This window comes from Runella limosa DSM 17973, from assembly GCF_000482465.1.
GTDB lineage: Bacteria > Bacteroidota > Bacteroidia > Cytophagales > Spirosomataceae > Runella > Runella limosa.
In genome coordinates this window covers 148,654-167,932 of record NZ_KI519422.1, presented here as the reverse complement: position 1 = coordinate 167,932, position 19,279 = coordinate 148,654, and the positions used below count along the sequence as shown (strand labels likewise).

Below are 19,279 nucleotides of genomic sequence, written 5' to 3'. Positions count from 1 at the left end.
TAAACAATTTGTTACTTCCTCCAATCTCTATTCGGCTCGTAACGATTTCACGGGGTTCACCAGCGCTGCTTTGATGGCCTGAAAACTAACCGTAAGCAATGTAACGGCCAAAGCCCCTATGCCCGCCAAGACAAAAATCCACCCTGACAACTCCGTGCGAAACTCGTATTTGGTAAGCCAATCTTGAAGAAAATAATAGGCGATGGGCGTAGCGATGACAAAAGCAATAAGCACCAAATACACAAACTCTTTCGACAACAACCCCCAAACACTAAGCACCGAAGCGCCCAAAACCTTGCGTACACCAATTTCTTTTGTGCGTTGTTCGGCGGTAAAAGTAGCCAAACCAAACAGTCCAAAGCAAGCAATCAAAACAGCTAAAAAAGTAGAAACTTCAATGAGTTTTGCCGTGCGAGTTTCAGATTTATACGCTTGCGCCAGTGTTTCATCTAGGAAACTATACTCAAAAACATGGTTTGGATAAGTAGCCTTCCAGGCTTTTTCTATGTGAATCAAAGCGGCTTGCATGGTTTCGAGCTTTTCGTTCGGCAATTTGATACCTGCTTGGTAAAAATTATTGGGAACAACCTGGTACACCGTCGGATCAATTTTTTGGTGTAACGAATTGACATGGAAGTTTTTCATCACGCCAACAATCGTAGCAAACTCTTTCCCGTCGCCATAATACACTTTTTGCCCCACAGCCTCCAACGGTTGCCTGATTCCCATCCGTTGAATAAACACCTCATTGGCCATAATTTTAAAATTGGCAGAAGACGTATCGCTGTCGCGCAGGTTTTCTCCTGCCAATAGCTGAATACCATAGGTAGGTAGAAAATTTGCATCTGCCATTTTCATTTGTGTTTTGATAGGAATGGCTTTGTCACTTTGTCGGTATTCCATATTCTGCATCCAGTTGGTTTCTGCCGAAGCGCTATTGAATGAAAAACTAACCTCTTTTATCGTGGGCAACTCCACAAGACGATTTCGTAATAGTTGTAGTTTGGCTGGGCTGTTGTCTGGCAATCCTGCCGTCACAATGGCTGTTTTATTAAAACCCAAATCAGCATTTTGGAAAAACGCCAATTGGCGATTGATGAGTAACGCGCTGCTAATCAGCATTAATGAGATAGTAAACTGAACCACCACCAAGCCTTGGCGTAGGGTAAAAAGTGGTTTTCCTTGCCTAAAAGGGTTATTTTTTAATGCCCAAATAGGAGCCATACCCGACAGCCGAAGAGCGGGGTAAATACCCGACAATAGAGCGGTTATAAACACCAACCCTATGAGAAACAATGCCATTGGCAAATTAAACAAATCGGAAATAGTAAGAGGAATCGACAGCGTATCATTCACTAATGGCAAAGAAAGTTGAACAATCAAAACGGCGAGCAGGGCCGCACAAAAAGTAATTAGCCCCGCCTCAGCCAAAAATTGATACACCAACGACAAACGACTGCTCCCCACCGCTTTACGAACTCCTACCTCTTTTACTCTTTTAAATGCCTGAGCCGTAGTAAGGTTGATAAAGTTGAAACAAGCGATAAGCAATACAAACAAACCAATGAACGATAGTGTTTTGAGGAGTTCTATATTAGCCGTTCTACCACTCATATTGCTGCCATAATGCAGCTCAGATAAAGGATTGAGCACAAATCGCTTGTCAGACAGCGCTTCTTTTCCCATGTATTTCAAGACGATACTTGAAAATCGTTGGGTTAATTGCTCGGAGCGTAGGCCGTTTTTCAACAGCGCATACACCTGAAAATTATCCCCCCAGCCATTCCATTTATTAAGGTCAAAGTCTGGGTCAGTATTTTTGATGGTTGCAAACGAAACCAACATATTGAATGGAAAACTGCTGGTCGTGGGAGGATTTTCCAACACGCCCGCCACTTGTAGGTCTTGCTTGCCGTCTAATTGCAGGGTTTTGCCAATAATATCGGTTGTACCAAAATATTTTTCGGCATAAGCACGAGTTAGTACTACGGTATTGGGTTGCGACAGCGCGGTGCGTCCACTGCCTGCTACCCACTGATAATCAAGCAAATGAAACAAATCATTGTTAGCGAACACAAACGATTCTTTGAATTGTTTATCAGAAGTAGGAACAGAAAAGGTCTTTCCCCAAACTTTAAACAGCGGCACTACCAACTCTACCTCGGGAACGTCATTGCGCAGGGCATTTACCATGCCTGTATATGTACCTGGATAAATATGTTTTTCTTCTACATTTTCCGTTTCAACCCGATAAATGCGGTTGCCGTTGGTGTGGCTTTGGTCGTAACTTGTTTCGTGTTTGATGACCAAAAACAACACAATGCTGCATGCCATACCCACCGCTAAACCAGCGATATTGATAAAAGAATACCCCTTACTTTTAGCGAGGTTTCGGAAGGCGATTTTAAAATAGTTACGTATCATGGCTGGAGTGAGAAAAAAGGGTTGAGGATATTGTTCTGGTTGTCTTTTAAAAAAAAAGGGCGTCAGGTAATGCAGCACTGCCCACGTATATTCACATTTGGCGCGGGCAATGCCCACCTGCGGCACTCGCTTCTGAAAAATTTCGTACAAGTCACCTTGCAAATCTTCGCGTAAGTGCGGCGCTACAAACCAGTCCAACAAACGAGCTGGCCAATGAGGCGGCTCGACAGCGTCATTAGAGCGGCTTCGGGTTTTTAATTGTTTCTTTGGGATTGCCATAACGAACTGTAAACGGTAAACTCCAAACTGTAAAACTATTGACCAATCAACTGCAACTTTCCTTGTGGGATTGATTTCCAAAGCTGATCACGCAGGGCTTGGATTTCCTGCAAAGCTCGGCTACCTAAAGCCGTTACGGTAAAAAATCGTTTGCGGCGTCCACCGCGTTCAGCCGTTGCGCCTCCCATCTGAGAGCTTAAAAATCCTTTTTCCTCCAACCTATACAGCGTAGCGTGTACCGCACTGATGGTAATGCTTCGCCCCGTTTGCTGCTGTAGCTGTTCCCAAATGATGACACCGTAGGCGTCTTCCGAACAACCCGCTACCACGAGCAAAACAATTTCTTCAAACTCCCCCAGAAAGGTTCTTTTCATCTTACTTATTGATTCAGGATGATTAGTTATAGTAATGCAAATCAAATCTTATGCCAGTTATCAAAATGGCTTAATTGGGCCTTTTTAAGCCTATTGAGTGGAGAAGTAATGTCCAAAAACGGACAATGAATGTACTATTGTGGACACGAGAAGAGGGCGTTTTTGACCCCGCCGCAGTTAGGCCCACCGTCTTTGCCAACCCCTGGAACGCGGACTTCCAATACTGCTTGTTGCGCTGTATCCAGCTGTTGAATCAGCTCCCACGTAATACTCTTCAGAGGAATTTTGAGCCGACGGCTCCACAGCGTATCTAGCTGCCCCGCCGCCCGGCCAATGTCAATATAAATAAAACGCTCTTTGGGAGGACCTTGCGTCACTGCTCCCAGAAAAACGGGAGATTCGTCGGCAGAAGGCTTCACGCGTACCGTTGCTTCAAACGTAAGGTCTTCCCCCGTCGATTTTTGTTTTTGCAGGGTAACGTACGTATGCCCACTCCCCTGTTGAATCCCAAAATCGGTGTCTGCCGTTGGTTTTTCTAAAATAATGCGAAGGTTAATCTCTTTTTCCATGGCTTAGGTTTATTGCGTAAAAATACACAATAAAGGTTTAGTAACTTTTATCTTACCTACCACGTCTTAAAAACAGCCATCTTTGTGGTGGCTTGGGGAAGAGCTTGATTTATGGATTGACTAACGAGTAAAATAATGTCTTCAACTAAAGAACAAATCTTAAAACAGTATTTTGGGTACGATACCTTTCGGCCGTTGCAAGCCGAGATTATTGACTGGGTATCGGCAGGAAACGATTGTATGGTGCTAATGCCTACGGGTGGCGGGAAGTCGGTCTGCTACCAAGTGCCAGCCCTCATGACCGAGGGAATCACGATTGTGGTATCGCCGCTGATTGCCCTGATGAAAGACCAAGTGCAGGCATTGCGCGGCAATGGTGTCGAAGCCGCGTACTTCAATAGCACACTGAGCAGCAGCGAACAATACGCCATCGAACGACAATGCTACGCGGGCGAAATCAAGTTGTTGTACATTGCCCCCGAAAAACTCCTAACTCCGAGCTGCTTAGACTTTGTTAGAGCACTCAAAGTCAACCTCATTGCCGTGGACGAATCGCACTGCGTGTCGGTGTGGGGACATGATTTTCGCCCCGAATACACCCAACTCCACGTTCTCAAAACGGCCTTTCCCGATGTCCCGATGATTGCTCTCACGGCCACGGCCGACCGCGTTACTCGTCGCGATGTATTAAAACAATTGGGCATTCCAGAAGCGCGGGTTTTTGAAGCGTCGTTTGACCGCCCCAACCTTTCACTCAATGTCTTGCCTGGACGAAATCGCATCAAGGTCATCGAACAATTTATTCACGACCACCCCAATCAGCCTGGCATTATTTATTGTTTAGCCCGAAAAACTACCGAAGACATTGCCTTAAAACTTCGTGCGAAAGGCATCAATGCTCGTTTTTACCACGCCAAAATGCCCGCCGAAGATCGTTCTGCGGCCCAAGATAATTTTCTCCGCGACGACGTTCAGGTCATGGTTGCTACGATTGCGTTTGGGATGGGCATTGACAAATCGAACGTCCGTTGGATTATTCACTACAACATGCCTGGCAACGTCGAAAGTTTTTACCAAGAAATTGGACGAGCAGGCCGCGATGGCCTCAAATCGACGACGATGCTGTTTTACAGTTTTGCCGATTGGATGATGCGCCGCGACATGATTGAAAATTCGGAATTGCCGCAGCACATGAAAGACATTCAGTTTGCCAAACTCGACCGCATGAAACAATACGCCGAGGCCGACCACTGCCGCCGTCGAATTTTGCTGAGTTATTTCAACGAAACCGTCGAACGCGATTGTGGCAACTGCGACGTATGCCGCAATCCTCGCTCAAAGTTTGATGCCACCGTATCGGCCCAAAAAGCCCTGTCGGCCATTGCCCGTACCGACCAAAAAATTGCGATGGGAATGCTCATTGATGTTTTGCGGGGCTCGCACAACCGAAACGTCACCGAACGTGGGTACGATAGAATCAAGACGTTTGGCGTAGGTCGCGATTTGCGCGCTGAAGAATGGGCCGAATACTTGACCCAAATGCTCAACTCGGGCGTCATGGACGTAGCCTACGACGAAGCACACGCGCTGAAACTCAACGAGATTTCGTGGCGAGTACTGCGCAATGAGCGAAAGGTAGAATTGGTGCGTTTTGAGTCGTACGAAGAAAAACGCAAACGTCAAGAAGAACAAGCCGAACCCGTAAAAACCAAAAAAGAAATCATCCGCGACGAACTCTTTGAACGCCTACGCAAGGTACGCAAACGCCTAGCCGAAGAAGAAAACGTTCCGCCTTTTGTGGTCTTTTCCGACGCTACGCTATCTGATATGTCTGAAAAACGCCCCGTCAACCGCATTCAGATGCTTCAGGTATCGGGAGTGGGGGAAGCCAAAGTGGCACATTATGGCGAAGCGTTTATCAATGAAATTTTGGAATATGCCCGCGAAAAAACCGCCCCAGGCACCCGTATCGTCAGCGGAATGACTTACATCGAAACCCACGATTTATACAAGCAAGGACTTTCGCCTCAGCAAATCGCCCAACGACGAAATTTGAACGAACTGACGATTTACTCGCATTTGGCCAAACTTTACGAAGATGGCCAAGAGATTGACCTTTGGCAATACCTCACCAAAAACGACTACCGCACCATTACGGAAGCAGCGGAGGCGCTCAATATCGCCCCCAACGCCGCACTCAAACCGCTTTTTGAGCATTTAGAGGGGCATTATGAGTATTATAAGTTGCGAATTGCACTGGCTTTGTGGGGGAAAAATAACAACAAAGATTAGAGATAATCGCAAAGGAAAACCGTAGAATTGACGCTACAACAATTGAGTACAATTGAATCATCGCCAAGAGCTAACAGTGGCGATGATTCAACGTTTAAGCAAAGGTCTCAATATCCCTTTTTAATTCCCGCTTCCTAGCTTCACCAAACTCAGCATAAATGCATATTCCAAGGCAATGTCTTTCAGGCGTTTGAAGCGTCCCGAAGCACCGCCGTGGCCCGCTTCCATGTCGCAATGAAAGAGCAGCAAATTAGTATCCGTTTTTAATTCGCGTAGTTTGGCCACCCATTTGGCAGGTTCCCAGTACTGAACTTGCGAGTCGTGCAAACCCGTAGTTACGAGCATGTTAGGATAGACTTGCGCCGTTACGTTATCGTAGGGACTATACGACTTCATGTAGTCGTAATACAGCTTTTCGTTTGGATTTCCCCATTCTTCGTACTCGCCCGTGGTTAGCGGAATGGTTTCGTCGAGCATGGTCGTAACCACGTCCACAAACGCTACTTGCGCCACCATGCCACGGTACAGCTCTGGCGCCATGTTGGCTACAGCTCCCATCAACAACCCGCCAGCACTGCCACCCATGGCAAAGAGGCCGTTTGACGAAGTCCAATTTTCGTGAATCAGAAATTGGGCACAATCAATAAAATCGTTGAAGGTATTTTTCTTGTGCAGCATTTTACCATTTTCGTACCAATTCCGCCCCATTTCTTGTCCTCCACGAATGTGGCAAATGGCAAACGCAAACCCACGATTTAACAAACTCAACCGTGCTGCACTAAACGACGGGTCAATGGAATAACCGTACGAGCCATAGGCATACTGGAGCAAAGGCGCGTTACCATCTTTGACAAATCCTTTTTTATACACAATCGAAATCGGCACCAAAGCGCCATCGCGGGCAGGGGCAAACAGACGTTCGGTTTGGTAATCGTCTTTGTTAAATTCTCCCAATACCTCTTGTTGTTTGAGCAACACCCGCTCACGCGTCTCCATGTTGTAGTCAAACGTACTGCTTGGCGTCGTCAACGAAGTATAGCCGTACCGAAGCGTCACGGTATCAAAATCGGGATTGGTACCTACGTAGGCGGAGTAGGCCGCTTCGCCAAAATTGAGGTAATGCTCCGTGTGACTACGCTGGTCCATTACCCGAATGTGCAGTAACCCTTCCGAACGCTCCTGCACCACCAAATGATTCCGAAACACTTCCAATCCCTCAAAATATACTTCTTCACGGTGCGGAATCACCACTTTCCACTGCGTCGTATCAGCGTGGGCATCTTCGGCGACTTGCATCAAACAAAAATTAAACGCCCCGTTTAGGTTGGTTCGGATATAAAAACGGTCTTCAAAATGATCCACCGAATACTCATGACCGCGCTTTCGTGGCAAAAACGACACAAATTCGGACGTTGGCGCATCGGCACGGAGTAGCAAATACTCGGTCATAATACCATTTTGGTCTGACGAAATCGCGATGTATTTTTTAGATTTCATTCGGTGAAGCCCCAAATAAAACTGGTCATCTTCTTCTTCAAAAACCAGTACATCTTCGGTCGGAGACGTACCCAACACGTGTCGCCACACTTGATAGCCAAGCAAAGTTTCAGGGTCTTTGCGGATGTAAAAAACGGTCTGATTATCCGCCGCCCACGCGTAGTTTCCACCTTCAGTATCTGGAATTGCCTCGAGATACAGTTCCCCTGTTTTGAGGTTTTTAAAACGCAATGTATATAACCGCCGACTCACCGTATCTTCCCCAAAAGCGGCGATTTCTTCGTTGTCAGAGATTTCGGGGAAGGTCGCATTGTAATAAGATTGCCCTTCAGCCAATTCGTTGAGATTGAGCATGATTTCCTCCTCAGCGTCTAGCGTTTGGTGCTTTCGGGCGTAAATCGGGTACTCGCCGCCCTGTTCGTAGCGGTAGTAGTACCAATAATTCCCATCTTTGTACGGCACCGATTCGTCTTGCTCCTTAATTCTTGACTTCATCTCTACAAACAATGCCTCTCGAAGCTCCTTCACTGGGGCCAATATTTCGTCTGTGTAGGCATTTTCAGCTGTGAGGTAGTCGATTACTTCTTGGTTTTCGCGATCGCGCAACCAATAATAATTATCAACTCGAACATCGTTATGAATTTCTAAAGAATGGGGTTTACGGCTGGCTTTAGGTGGCTGTATCGTCATGGAAAAAATAGATTTGTCGGCTTTTGATTTAAACCGTAAAGTAAGGCAACTTTTGAGAAATAATTTATTTTTGCTAAAAAACTGCGATGATCACTGACATTAACTCCCTCGACCCCAACGGTACTTATACCTACGCCGATTACTTGAAGTGGCGATTTGAGGAGCAAGTAGAGCTGATTAAAGGCAAACTCTACCGAATGTCACCCGCCCCCAAAATGGCGCATCAATGGGTATCTGGCCAACTTTCCTATCTGTTACGAAGGCACTTTGAGGGTAAAGTATGTACTATCTTCGAAGCCCCGTTCGATGTGCGGCTCCCCATTGGCAATGACCGTTTCCCCGAAAAAATCTATACGGTAGTCCAGCCCGATATTTGCGTGATTTGTGACGATGCCAAGCTGGATGAAGACGGTTGTTTAGGGGCGCCTGATTTGATTGTAGAAATTACCTCAACCTCAACCTACAAAAAAGATTTCAACGAGAAGTTCAATTGGTACGAAAAAGCGGGAGTTCGCGAATATTGGATTGCCATTCCCAGCGACAAAGCAATCCACGTTTATTACCTTGAACATGGACAGTACCAACTCGGTGGCATTTACGACCAATCCCCCGCCCAATCCGTTATTTTTGAGGGATTTGAGGCACTATTGGAGAAAGTGTTTCGGTAGCCTTTTATCGCCAGCTACTCGCTTCAAAGCTCGCTCCCATGGGGACTTTGAACACCGCTCCTTGTTCAATCAAAATATCTTTGCACTTCGCTGATTGGCTAACTGGTACGTTAATCACATGAGGTGATTTTATAATTACATTTTGAGTAATCGCAGGCACTTGCCCACAGCTCCAAACCGAGGACTCATTCCAGTTGCCCGACCTTACCGTTTGGAGGGCTCCCACCCCTGCCGAAGTCACTGTAAGAGGGTCAGAAGCACAAGTATTGGCAGATGCGAATTTCATGATTCTGTTGTTTCCTACTATCCACCCTGTGGAAGGATTAGTAAAATACATACCCGTATTCGTATTAAAATGATACGATTTCTTCCACGTAATACCACCATCCGTCGTCGAAAAGGCATTATCAACTCCCAATATCCAACCATTATTCTGATCTAAAAACTGTACCCGAGAATTATAATCATAACTGTAGAGATTAGCAGCAATATAACTATACGTATTTGGGTCAATATCCTGCTTGACCCAAGTCGTACCCCCATTGATAGTTTTATAGACCCCCTCTTGTTCGGAAGCTACCGCCCAGCCATTAGACTTACTGGTAAATTGCACAGAGGTAAACTTGCTAGTAGTATTACTGATTTGATGTTTCCAAGTCTCGCCACCGTTATTCGTAGTAATGATAACTCCACCTTCACCTACAGCCCACCCTTGGTTCGTATCAATGAAATATACACTTTTAAGGTTTTGAGGGGTAGGACTATTTTGCTTTATCCATGTTAATCCACCATTATTAGTTTTATAAATTCCTCCAAAATCGCTTACAGTCCATCCTATGTAAGTATTTAAAAAATACACGCTATTAAAATGAATAAAACTATTAATATCACCCACTGGCTGCTGTACCCACGTTTGACCACCATCAGTTGTGGCCAAAATACCATTGACAAAACCAGGGTTTTTATCACCTACCATCCAGCCATGTGTATCATTTACAAAAAACAAATCATAGTAATTATTATCAAGGGCTTGAGATGTCCATTTTTTACCTCCATTGATGGTTTTGGCTAAAACCCCATTTCCAACAGCAAACCCTATAGTATCATTGATAAAATGAGTATCCCTGTAAAAACGTTGGGGAATCTCGCCTACAGATTTCCAAGTAATAGCTCCATCACTTGTTTGAGCAATGGCTCCGTTTGCTCCTACCAATAACCCTTCATTGGCATTTTTCATAAAAAAATTTCTCAACCCAAAAGGAGAGTTATCACTTGCTTCTCTCCAAGTCACTCCCCCGTCAGTTGTTTTATATATTTTACTATCACCTCGAATCCAGCCAGTAGTTGAATCAATAAATTGTATTTTGTCCAAGTTATTGACTGTGCTAGCGATTTGATGAACCCAAGTATTTCCTCCATCGACAGTTTTAAGAATAGTACTATTGTCACCTACAATCCAGCCATTGAAAGCATCTATAAAAGTAATACCCTTTAGTGCACTTGTTATATTTAAGTGTCCAGGCATCCAAGTATTACCCGAATCAGTGGTTTTGAGAAGTAGTCCCTGACTAGCAGCCACCCAGGCAGTAGTGCCAGATATTGCTTTTACATCATACAACACATTGCCCAATATACTCAGTTTCATTATCCAAGTATTACCCCCATCGGCTGTAGTATAAATATTTCTTCCACTTGCAATCACCCACCCTCTATATTCATCAGCAAACGAAGCAGCATTTATACTGCCTTCAGAATTCAAGTTTTGGGTTACCCAACTCTCTCCTCCATCCATGGTTTTTACAATAGTACCACTGTATCCCACAGCCCAACCTATTGATGATGATACCATTTTAATACTTGAAAGATGCTCTTTGGTACCACTAGGACGTGTTTGCCAAGTAGCACCTCCGTCTGTTGATTTTAAAATAACTCCATCGTTACCCACAGCTATCCCCAAAGAAAAAGTAGGAAAAACGACACTGTTTAAATCAGTTGGGGTTATTTCACCCGTTTGACTCACCCACGCTCCTGCCACCACTGGTTCTGCAGTATAGCTACCTGCATTTGCGTCCGTGTAGGTACGCCCATTGACAGAACTAACGGGTATCCCATTCTTTTTCCAGAGAATCGTTGTTGAACTCGGTACATTTTCTGCCTTTAACATGACGATTTGGCACGTCCCAGCAAGAGTACTATCTATTCTTACTTTCGGTATAACACCAACTCCCATAAACGTCTGAGCGTTGCACCCGTTACTATCCGCACAATAGGCATTGTAAGATGTAGTTGAAGCGGGGCTTACGGTAATACTACTTGTCGTTGCTCCTGTATTCCAGTGCAACGTTCCATTACAGCCTGTAGCTGTAAGTGTAATGCTATTACCACTGCAAAGCACATTTTGCGAATTATTGCTGGTGATAAACGGAGCTGCAGGTGATAACATATTAAGTATTACAGCATTGGATACACAAAGAGTCGTAACTTTAGTGTATTTCATAATAACACCATTATGGCTTAGTCCCCAGCCGCTTTGCGTATCCGCAAAGCTAATTTGAGCGAATGTATCATAAAGCCCAATAGGTTGCCATACCCATGTATTTCCCCCGTCAGTGGTTTTCAAGACTCTATTTTTAGCAGAAGTAGTTACCCATCCTTCGTTAGCATTGGGGAAAGACATACTTAAACTGGCTACTCCATCCCCATTGCTGTTCTGAGAAACCCAAGTATTACCACCATTAGTAGTGTGTTTCATAGGAATATCACCACCCACCCAACCATTGTTGCTGTCTTTAAAATAAACTAACGATAAATAATTGGATGTACCAGAGGGCACAGTTGCCCAGTTTTGACCACCATCTGTCGTCTTAAGCTGCACCCCATTATTCGACACTACCCAACCTGTGTTGGCATCTATAAAATGAAAGTCGTTGATGGAGTAGCCTACGTTCAAAATGTTCCACGTACTTCCGCCATCCACCGTTCTAAAGATATTAGTCCCATAATTCGAAATCCATCCCGTCGCCGCATCGAGAAATTGTACTTTTTTAAAATTCCAACCTGAGCCTACATTTTGAGACGTCCACGTAGCGCCTCCATTGATTGTTTTTCTAATAGTCCCACTATCTCCTACTACCCAGCCCGTATTGGCATCCACAAAATCAATACTTCTTAGATAATTGCTTGTACCACTATTTAAAGCTAACCAAGTTTTTCCTCCATTGGTGGTCTTATAAACTGTGCCATTTCTTGCCCCTAAATAGACTTGTGTAGCATTTATTGCCTCTATGCTTGAAATAGCTGAGGTAACTGTTTGGCTGAATGTATTCACCCAACTAGTGCCTGAGTTTGTTGATTGAAGGATTGTCCCAGCAATGCCCGTTGCAACAACATTAGTTGTACTACTGGCATAAATAGCTTGCAATGGCGAGGAGTCTTGATTAGAGATTTCCCAAGTTATCCCCCCATTGATGGTCTTGTAAATAGCGTTTCCAGACGTTAACCACCCCTCCATTGTACTTGTAAAGAAGACTGAAGAGCCTCCATTGGAACTTGAACTCCACGTATTTCCTCCATCGGTAGTTCGATATACTTTATCATCAGAAATAATCCAACCATGAGTAGATGAAACAAAAAATACATCATTCAGCTTACCTGCCTCTCCCAGATTCATAGTCTTCCACGTTCTCCCGCCGTCGGTAGTCTTTTTAGGCGTGTCGAATCCCACTACCCACCCTTCCAAGGAAGAGACAAAGTGAATATCTCTTTGGTGGTACATACCCGTATTTTGGATAGTCCATGTAGCCCCCCCATTGGTGGTTCTCAAAAGAGTACCGAAAGGAGAATTGGCTACTATCCAACCATTATTGGCATCTATAAACGTAATCTCTTCATAATATCCGCCATAACTTATGCCCACATTATTCACACTATTCCAGCTTAATCCGCCATCGGTAGTTCTTAAAAGAATGTATTCCCCAGCAATCCAACCGACTGAAGCATTAATAAAATGAACACTTAAAAGATTATTAGTAGTAGGAGAACTAGCTGGATTCCAAGTAATACCGCCATCGGTAGTACGCTCTATTATGCCTAAATCGCCCACGGCGACTCCTACATTGGCATCAGCCATGTGTATATCGTTAAAATTATGCCCATGAGGGAGAGGGCTTTGAAATACCCACTCTCCTTGATGAGGGAGTTCAGCAGTATAACTACCTACTTGGGTGGGGGTGTACGTAGTACCTGATACCCCATCAATAATGTTTCCATCCTTTCGCCACACCAAAGAGGAACCATTCGGCGCTCCGCTGGCGGTAAGAGTGGTGTTACCTGGTGTAAAGCACTGTCCAGTGTTAGAACTTACTGTGATAACAGGCTGCACAATTGGCGAAATACTCGATAGAGTCGTCACTTCATTGGCCGTACAGGTAGCGTGGTAGGTGGTTGTTACCGTAGGTGCGACGGTAATAGTAGTACCTGTTGCACCTGTATTCCAGAGCAGGCTTCCTGTGCAGTTAGTGGCCGTGAGGGTGATAGGAGCCCCAGCACAAGTGCTTTCAGGACCTGTCAGTTCAAACGTACTTTGGGCATACACAGCAGCGCTCCAAACCACAGAAAACAAGAAAAATAGCAAGTGAATTCTCATATCTATTTTTTAAGATGGTATAATAAAACATGGAATTCTATCAATCAGTAATTAGTTATGAAAGAGGCTTTTTTATCTAAACTGTTTCCTCCCCTTCCCTAAACCACCCCGCGTACATCACGTAGTTATTGGCGGTGCGCATAAATACTTCTCCTAAATCAGGGGTAACATCTTTGAGGTACTTGGCGGGGTTTCCTGCCCAAATCGTTCCTGGAGGAATGACTTTACCTTGCGTCACTACTGCGCCTGCGGCAATGATAGAGCCCGTTCCGATGTGTACATTGTCCATCACAATGGCTCCCATTCCAATCAGCACTTTGTCTTCAATCGTACAGCCGTGGACGATAGCATTGTGGGCGATAGAAACGTGGTTTCCGATAATCGTCTTTGTTTTTTGGTACGTACAATGAATGACTGCCCCGTCTTGGATATTGACGTAATCACCCATTTGAATGGTATTGACGTCACCGCGAACAACGGCATTGAACCAAACGGTACAATGCTCACCCATAATCACCTCTCCCACTACTGTTGCATTATCAGCAAACCAACACGTTGAAGGATATTTGGGAGAAAGTCCGCGAACAGATTTAATAAGTGCCATAATGAATGTCGAATTTAAGAATTTAGCGTGTCGAGTTAGCAGGCCTGCCTTTTCAGTGACAGCTATTTGTTAACTACTTATACTGCAAATATACCGTTTCCAGTCGTTTTTTGGCGCCTTCATAAACCAACTATTGCGGGTTAGCTCTCAACTTTTTTCCTTTGGTAAAAAATAGCCCGAATGTTCTCTAAACTTTCTCCCCAAACCCGCATTATAGCCACGGTAATCGCCGTTTTGCTTTTTTTGTCTTTTATCATGCGATGGTATGTGTTTGGCATCCAATGGCACATCAACTTTATTTTGATGCTGATTTCGGGGAGTATGATGACTGTTTCATGGGGATTTTTTAGTCAATTTCACCGTTACTTAGACAAAGTTTTCCCGTATGAACGTGGCATTTTTTTACGCATTATTCCTCAAGTATTAATCACCTTTGGCGTGGTTTATATGCTCTCTTGGTTTGTCATGTGGCGGGTAATAAACTTGTTTAATTTTGAAGATATTATCAACAAACAATACACGACTTTGGCACAAGTAGCGGGTTATTTTGCCCAATTTGTAGTGGTAGTTTTATTGAATGTACTGCACTTGGCGGAGTATTTGTTTCGTAAATGGCGCGAAAATGCGCTGCGAGCGGCCGAACTCGAAAAAGAAAAAGCCCAAGTGCAATTCGACAACCTCAAAAATCAGTTAAACCCTCATTTTCTGTTCAATAGCCTCACTTCTCTCGATAGCCTTATCCAAGATAGTCCCGAGCTTGCACGACAATTTTTACAGCAATTGTCCAAGGTCTTCCGATATGTTTTGCAGCACAAAGACAAAGGGTTGGTGTCGCTCCAAACGGAGTTAGAGTTTATCAAAAATTACGTTTTTTTACTCAAAACACGCTTTGAAAGCACGTTATTCATTGATTTTCAGATTCAATCTGATAGTTATGACAAAAAAATTGTTCCCGTTACCCTACAAATTTTAATTGAAAATGCGCTCAAACATAACGTCATCAGCCAAGAACGCCCCCTGACGATTCGCATCAGTACGGATGGGGCTTACCTGAAAGTAGAAAACAACCTCCAACTCAAAAAGAGAGTCGAAACCTCCAACAAACTTGGCTTACAAAACCTCCGAACGCTGTATGGTTTTCTTACCGATAGCTCATTTGAGACCATTGAGCTTAACGGAAAATTTGTCGCCTACGTCCCGCTGATTGAATAACGAAGTTTGAAGAACCACCCCATTTTTCTCATTTTCAAATTACTCAATTTTCAAATTATCACCTTATTCTCCATGACCATTCTAATCATTGAAGATGAGCCTTTGGTAGCCAAAAATATCGAAAAACTCGTGAGGGAGCTACAGCCCAACGCCCTGCTGCATGGGCCTTTGGCTAGTGTCGAAAATGCGTTAAAGTGGTTTGACGAGCATCCTGAACCCGATTTAATTTTGGCTGATATTCAGTTGGCTGATGGCGTTAGTTTCGACATTTTTCAGGAACGAGCACTCAATTGCCCCATCATTTTTACAACCGCCTACGACGAATACGCCATTCGGGCATTTAAGCTCAACAGCATCGACTATTTATTAAAACCCATTGATAAACAAGAACTTACAATCTCTTTTGATAAATTTCAGCGTTGGCAAAAAACAACCCCCTCCGACTATTTCCCTTCACAACTTCAAGACTTACTAAATGACTTAAAACCTCATTCTCAAAAGAAATACAAACACCGTTTTACGGCGCACCACCAACGCTCGGTAGTCGCGGTGGCTGATGTCCGCATTGCCTATTTTGTCCGTGATGAAGTCATTTGGCTAGTGACCACCGACCACCAACGCCTCATTACTGATTACCAATCACTCGACGAAATTGAAGAACTCCTTGACCCCGTTCAGTTTGTACGCGCCAACCGTCAGTACATCGTCCGAAAAGACGCTATCGAAAGCTATCGTACGCATTACTCGGGTAAAATCGAGCTTCTCTTAGCTATTCCTGCCAAAGATGAAATAGTCATCAGTAAAGACCGTGCCGCAAGTTTTCGGGTGTGGTTTGAAGAATAGAGCTATAAGGTTTTAGAAACCTTATAGCTCTGTTGTGAAACCTCATTAGGTTTAGTTATTTTTGTGGTATGGAAAAAAATGCAAAAATCTACGTAGCAGGCCACCGAGGAATGGTAGGCTCGGCTTTGGTACGCCGTTTGGAATCAGAAGGCTATCAAAACATCATCGTGCGCACATCGCGCGAGTTAGACTTACGCAACCAACAAGCCGTGGCTGACTTTTTTGCCGCCGAAAAACCTGACTATGTGTTTTTGGCCGCAGCCAAAGTAGGTGGTATCATGGCAAATAATATTTACCGCGCTGATTTTTTGTACGAAAACTTACAAATTCAAAACAACGTTATCCACAGTGCTCACGTGGAAGGTGTGGAAAAGTTGATGTTTTTGGGCTCGTCTTGCATTTATCCTAAATTGGCCCCCCAACCGCTCCAAGAAGATTCGCTCCTTACGGGGCCACTCGAATACACCAACGAACCGTATGCCATCGCCAAAATTGCGGGTATCAAAATGTGCGAGTCGTACCGTAAACAATACGGTCGCAATTACATTTCGGTGATGCCGACCAACTTGTATGGCCCCAACGACAACTACGATTTGAACAATTCGCACGTACTCCCTGCAATGATTCGCAAGTTTCACGAGGCAAAAGTTGACAATAAGCCCTTCGTAGAGCTTTGGGGAACAGGTTCTCCTTTGCGCGAATTTCTCCACGCCGACGACTTGGCCGATGCTTGCGTTTACTTAATGAAAAACTACGACGGTGAACAATTTGTCAACATCGGAGTAGGTGAAGATATTACCATTAAAAACTTGGCAGAGTTAATCAAAAGCACCGTTGGCTACGAGGGCGAATTGCGTTGGAATACCGATAAACCCGACGGAACTCCTCGCAAATTAATGGATGTTTCGAAGCTACACAGCATGGGTTGGAAACACCGCTATAACCTCGAAGAAGGTGTCCGAATCACCTACCAAGATTTTCTCCAAAAACTAGAAGAATACGCTGTTTAACAGCTTTTTAAGGCCCGCAAGTTGCGGGTCTTATTTTTTATGACCGCTTGCTAAATTTCAGTAGCCTATTTGAGAGAGAAAAGTGTATTTTTGGTACGTTATTTTTTTACCCAACTTTATTAAACCTCTAACTCATTTTCTCGTAGTATGAAAAAACTCTTCAAAGTTCTCGGCATCGTCGTGGGCGTTGCCGTTGTTGGTTTGCTTTGCGTAATGGCCTACGTAAAATTTGCTCTTCCCAATGTGGACGCTGCCAGTGACATGAAAATCGAACCCACGCCTGCACGCGTCAAACGCGGAGAATACCTCGCCAACCACGTAACTGTATGTATGGACTGCCACAGCACGCGCGACTTTAGCTTGTTTTCTGGGCCTGTAATAGCTGGTACGCTTGGCAAAGGAGGCGAACGTTTTGACCAAACAATGGGCTTCCCAGGTGTTTTTACTTCCAAAAACATCACGCCTGCTGGTATCGGCAATTGGACCGACGGCGAAATTTACCGCGCCATCACCACGGGAGTAAGTCGCGACGGCCACGCGTTCTTCCCTGTCATGCCCTATCCTTATTATAGCAGCATGGACGACGAAGATGCCAAAAGTATTGTAGCGTATTTGCGCACGCTTCCTGCCATCGACAACAAACCTGCTGATTCAAAAGCCGATTTTCCGTTTAATTTTATTCTAAACACCATTCCCAAAAACGCCCAACCAGGCAAGCGCCCCGCTGAAACTGACTTGGTAGCCACTGGAAAATACTTGGTGCATATGGCAGGTTGTGCCGAATGCCATACTCCCGCAGAAAATGGTCAAATTATTGCGGAAAAGATGTTTTCTGGAGGTCGTGAGTTTCCAATGCCTACGGGTACGGTCATTACGCCTAATATTACCCCTGACAAAGAAACGGGGATTGGTAGCTGGACCAAAGAGTCGTTTGTAGCACGTTTTAGGGCCTATGCTGACAGTTCTTACAAACCTCATAAAGTAGCTGCGGGAGAATTTCAAACCATGATGCCTTGGACGATGTACGGTGGTATGGAACCGAAAGATTTGGAGGCCATGTACGCCTACTTCATGTCGTTGAAGCCCGTCAAAAATGCCATTCCTGCCAAATTTAAAGCCAATACAATCTCAATGCGCTAGCCCTACTTAATAAGTGGTTTGGGGTACTCATACCCCAAAACCTAACAGTGTTGTGAGTGGGGTTTTGAGAAACCCCACTCCTATATTTCTTAAAACCTAGTTTGAATGCCGAAGTTTTTTGTATATTGGCTCAAAAACACCGCCATGACCAAAAAAACCAGCTATTTCTTCGGCCTAGCAGTCCTCCTCAGCGCTTTCGTGGGTTGTACTCCCAAAGAAGAAAAAAACGACGCAACCACCACCACAGAAGTCGAAACTTTTACCTACGACTTTGCCACACCTACTCAGCGCTACGACCTTCCGAAAGTTTTACGCGAGATTTCTGGATTGTCATTTTACAAAGACAACCAACTGCTGTGCGTCCAAGACGAGAAAGGCGAAGTATTTGTCTATGACTTGACTAAACAAGACATTGTTGAAAAGCATCTTTTTGACAAACCTGGCGACTACGAAGGGGTAGAAGTGGCCGAAGGAGAAATCTACGTCTTACGCAGCGATGGAAAACTGCTCAATTTTACGATGGGGAGCAAAGAAACCCGCGACATTGAAACCAATCTGCCTAAAAAACTGGATGTTGAAGGTCTGACCTACGACCCTGTTACCAAAAGGTTATGGTTGGCGGTGAAAGAAAACCTCAAAAAGGACAAAAAAGAAGAGGGAAAGGTCATTTATTCGTTTGACTTAAAACGCCGCGCCGTTTATCAGCAGCAAGAAATAACAGAAAAAAATCTCGAAGGATTTGGGTTAAAAGGCAAAGAAGTACGTGATTTTAAACCCTCAGGGATTGCGTTTCACCCTAAAACGGGCGAAGTATATTTGCTAAGTTCGGCGGGGCATCGGCTTATTGTCATGACACGTGAAGGTGGCTTACTTCAAAACATCCCGCTCGACCCTACGCTGTATCGCCAACCCGAAGGCATTTGTTTTTCACCCGATGGTACGCTTTATATTTCGAGCGAAGGCGATGGCAAGGATGGTTATCTGCTCAAATTTTCGCCAAAGAAGTCATAAAAAAACGCCCGAAAGCCAAGA

The 19,279-nt window shown here is 44.5% G+C and carries 13 protein-coding genes; 7 read left to right on the top strand and 6 right to left on the bottom strand.

Features of this window, described 5'->3' with window-relative positions; genetic code table 11:
• Positions 1–27: 27 nt before the first annotated feature.
• From K339_RS0118655 to K339_RS0118645, 3 genes are all read right to left on the bottom strand, one after another.
• Positions 28–2,703: an ABC transporter permease gene (locus K339_RS0118655; RefSeq protein WP_084332256.1), complete on the bottom strand. Its 2,676-nt coding sequence runs from the start codon at positions 2,701–2,703 to the stop codon at positions 28–30.
• A gap of 35 nt (positions 2,704–2,738) precedes the next feature.
• On the bottom strand, positions 2,739–3,077 hold the full coding sequence (locus tag K339_RS0118650; protein WP_028524960.1) for a PadR family transcriptional regulator: 339 nt from the start codon (positions 3,075–3,077) through the stop codon (positions 2,739–2,741).
• Between the two features lie 134 nt (positions 3,078–3,211).
• The gene (locus K339_RS0118645; RefSeq protein ID WP_028524959.1) at positions 3,212–3,646 is read right to left on the bottom strand and encodes a DUF5990 family protein; all 435 of its coding nucleotides are present in this window, start codon (positions 3,644–3,646) and stop codon (positions 3,212–3,214) included.
• Between the two features lie 135 nt (positions 3,647–3,781).
• On the opposite strand from K339_RS0118645, the gene recQ reads away from it, so the two are divergent.
• Positions 3,782–5,938 carry a DNA helicase RecQ gene (recQ, locus tag K339_RS0118640; RefSeq protein WP_028524958.1) on the top strand — a complete coding sequence of 719 codons (2,157 nt, stop codon included), beginning with the start codon at positions 3,782–3,784 and terminating at the stop codon, positions 5,936–5,938.
• Positions 5,939–6,058: 120 nt separating this feature from the next.
• Here the strand turns inward: recQ and K339_RS34115 are convergent, their stop codons facing one another.
• A complete protein-coding gene (locus K339_RS34115) occupies positions 6,059–8,125 on the bottom strand; it encodes a S9 family peptidase (protein ID WP_037301086.1) in 2,067 nt (688 codons plus the stop codon).
• A gap of 86 nt (positions 8,126–8,211) precedes the next feature.
• On the opposite strand from K339_RS34115, the gene K339_RS0118625 reads away from it, so the two are divergent.
• A complete protein-coding gene (locus K339_RS0118625) occupies positions 8,212–8,793 on the top strand; it encodes a Uma2 family endonuclease (protein WP_028524957.1) in 582 nt (193 codons plus the stop codon).
• Between the two features lie 4 nt (positions 8,794–8,797).
• Here the strand turns inward: K339_RS0118625 and K339_RS34110 are convergent, their stop codons facing one another.
• Entirely contained in the window at positions 8,798–13,438 is a 4,641-nt protein-coding gene (locus tag K339_RS34110; protein WP_037301083.1) for a WD40/YVTN/BNR-like repeat-containing protein, read from the bottom strand.
• A 76-nt stretch (positions 13,439–13,514) separates the two neighbouring features.
• Positions 13,515–14,042 carry a gamma carbonic anhydrase family protein gene (locus K339_RS0118615; RefSeq protein WP_028524956.1) on the bottom strand — a complete coding sequence of 176 codons (528 nt, stop codon included), beginning with the start codon at positions 14,040–14,042 and terminating at the stop codon, positions 13,515–13,517.
• A gap of 180 nt (positions 14,043–14,222) precedes the next feature.
• Between K339_RS0118615 and K339_RS0118610 the strand changes: the two genes are divergently transcribed.
• The 5 genes from K339_RS0118610 to K339_RS0118590 all read left to right on the top strand — a co-directional run bounded on the left by K339_RS0118610 (position 14,223) and on the right by K339_RS0118590 (position 19,258).
• The gene (locus K339_RS0118610) at positions 14,223–15,254 is read left to right on the top strand and encodes a sensor histidine kinase (RefSeq protein WP_028524955.1); all 1,032 of its coding nucleotides are present in this window, start codon (positions 14,223–14,225) and stop codon (positions 15,252–15,254) included.
• Between the two features lie 72 nt (positions 15,255–15,326).
• The gene (locus K339_RS0118605) at positions 15,327–16,097 is read left to right on the top strand and encodes a LytR/AlgR family response regulator transcription factor (protein WP_028524954.1); all 771 of its coding nucleotides are present in this window, start codon (positions 15,327–15,329) and stop codon (positions 16,095–16,097) included.
• A gap of 68 nt (positions 16,098–16,165) precedes the next feature.
• On the top strand, positions 16,166–17,107 hold the full coding sequence (gene fcl, locus K339_RS0118600; RefSeq protein WP_028524953.1) for a GDP-L-fucose synthase: 942 nt from the start codon (positions 16,166–16,168) through the stop codon (positions 17,105–17,107).
• A 147-nt stretch (positions 17,108–17,254) separates the two neighbouring features.
• Positions 17,255–18,247, top strand: a complete 993-nt coding sequence (locus K339_RS0118595) for a c-type cytochrome (protein ID WP_028524952.1) — start codon at positions 17,255–17,257, stop codon at positions 18,245–18,247.
• 105 nt (positions 18,248–18,352) lie between these two features.
• Positions 18,353–19,258: an SdiA-regulated domain-containing protein gene (locus tag K339_RS0118590; protein ID WP_051398106.1), complete on the top strand. Its 906-nt coding sequence runs from the start codon at positions 18,353–18,355 to the stop codon at positions 19,256–19,258.
• The last annotated feature ends 21 nt before the right edge of the window (positions 19,259–19,279 follow it).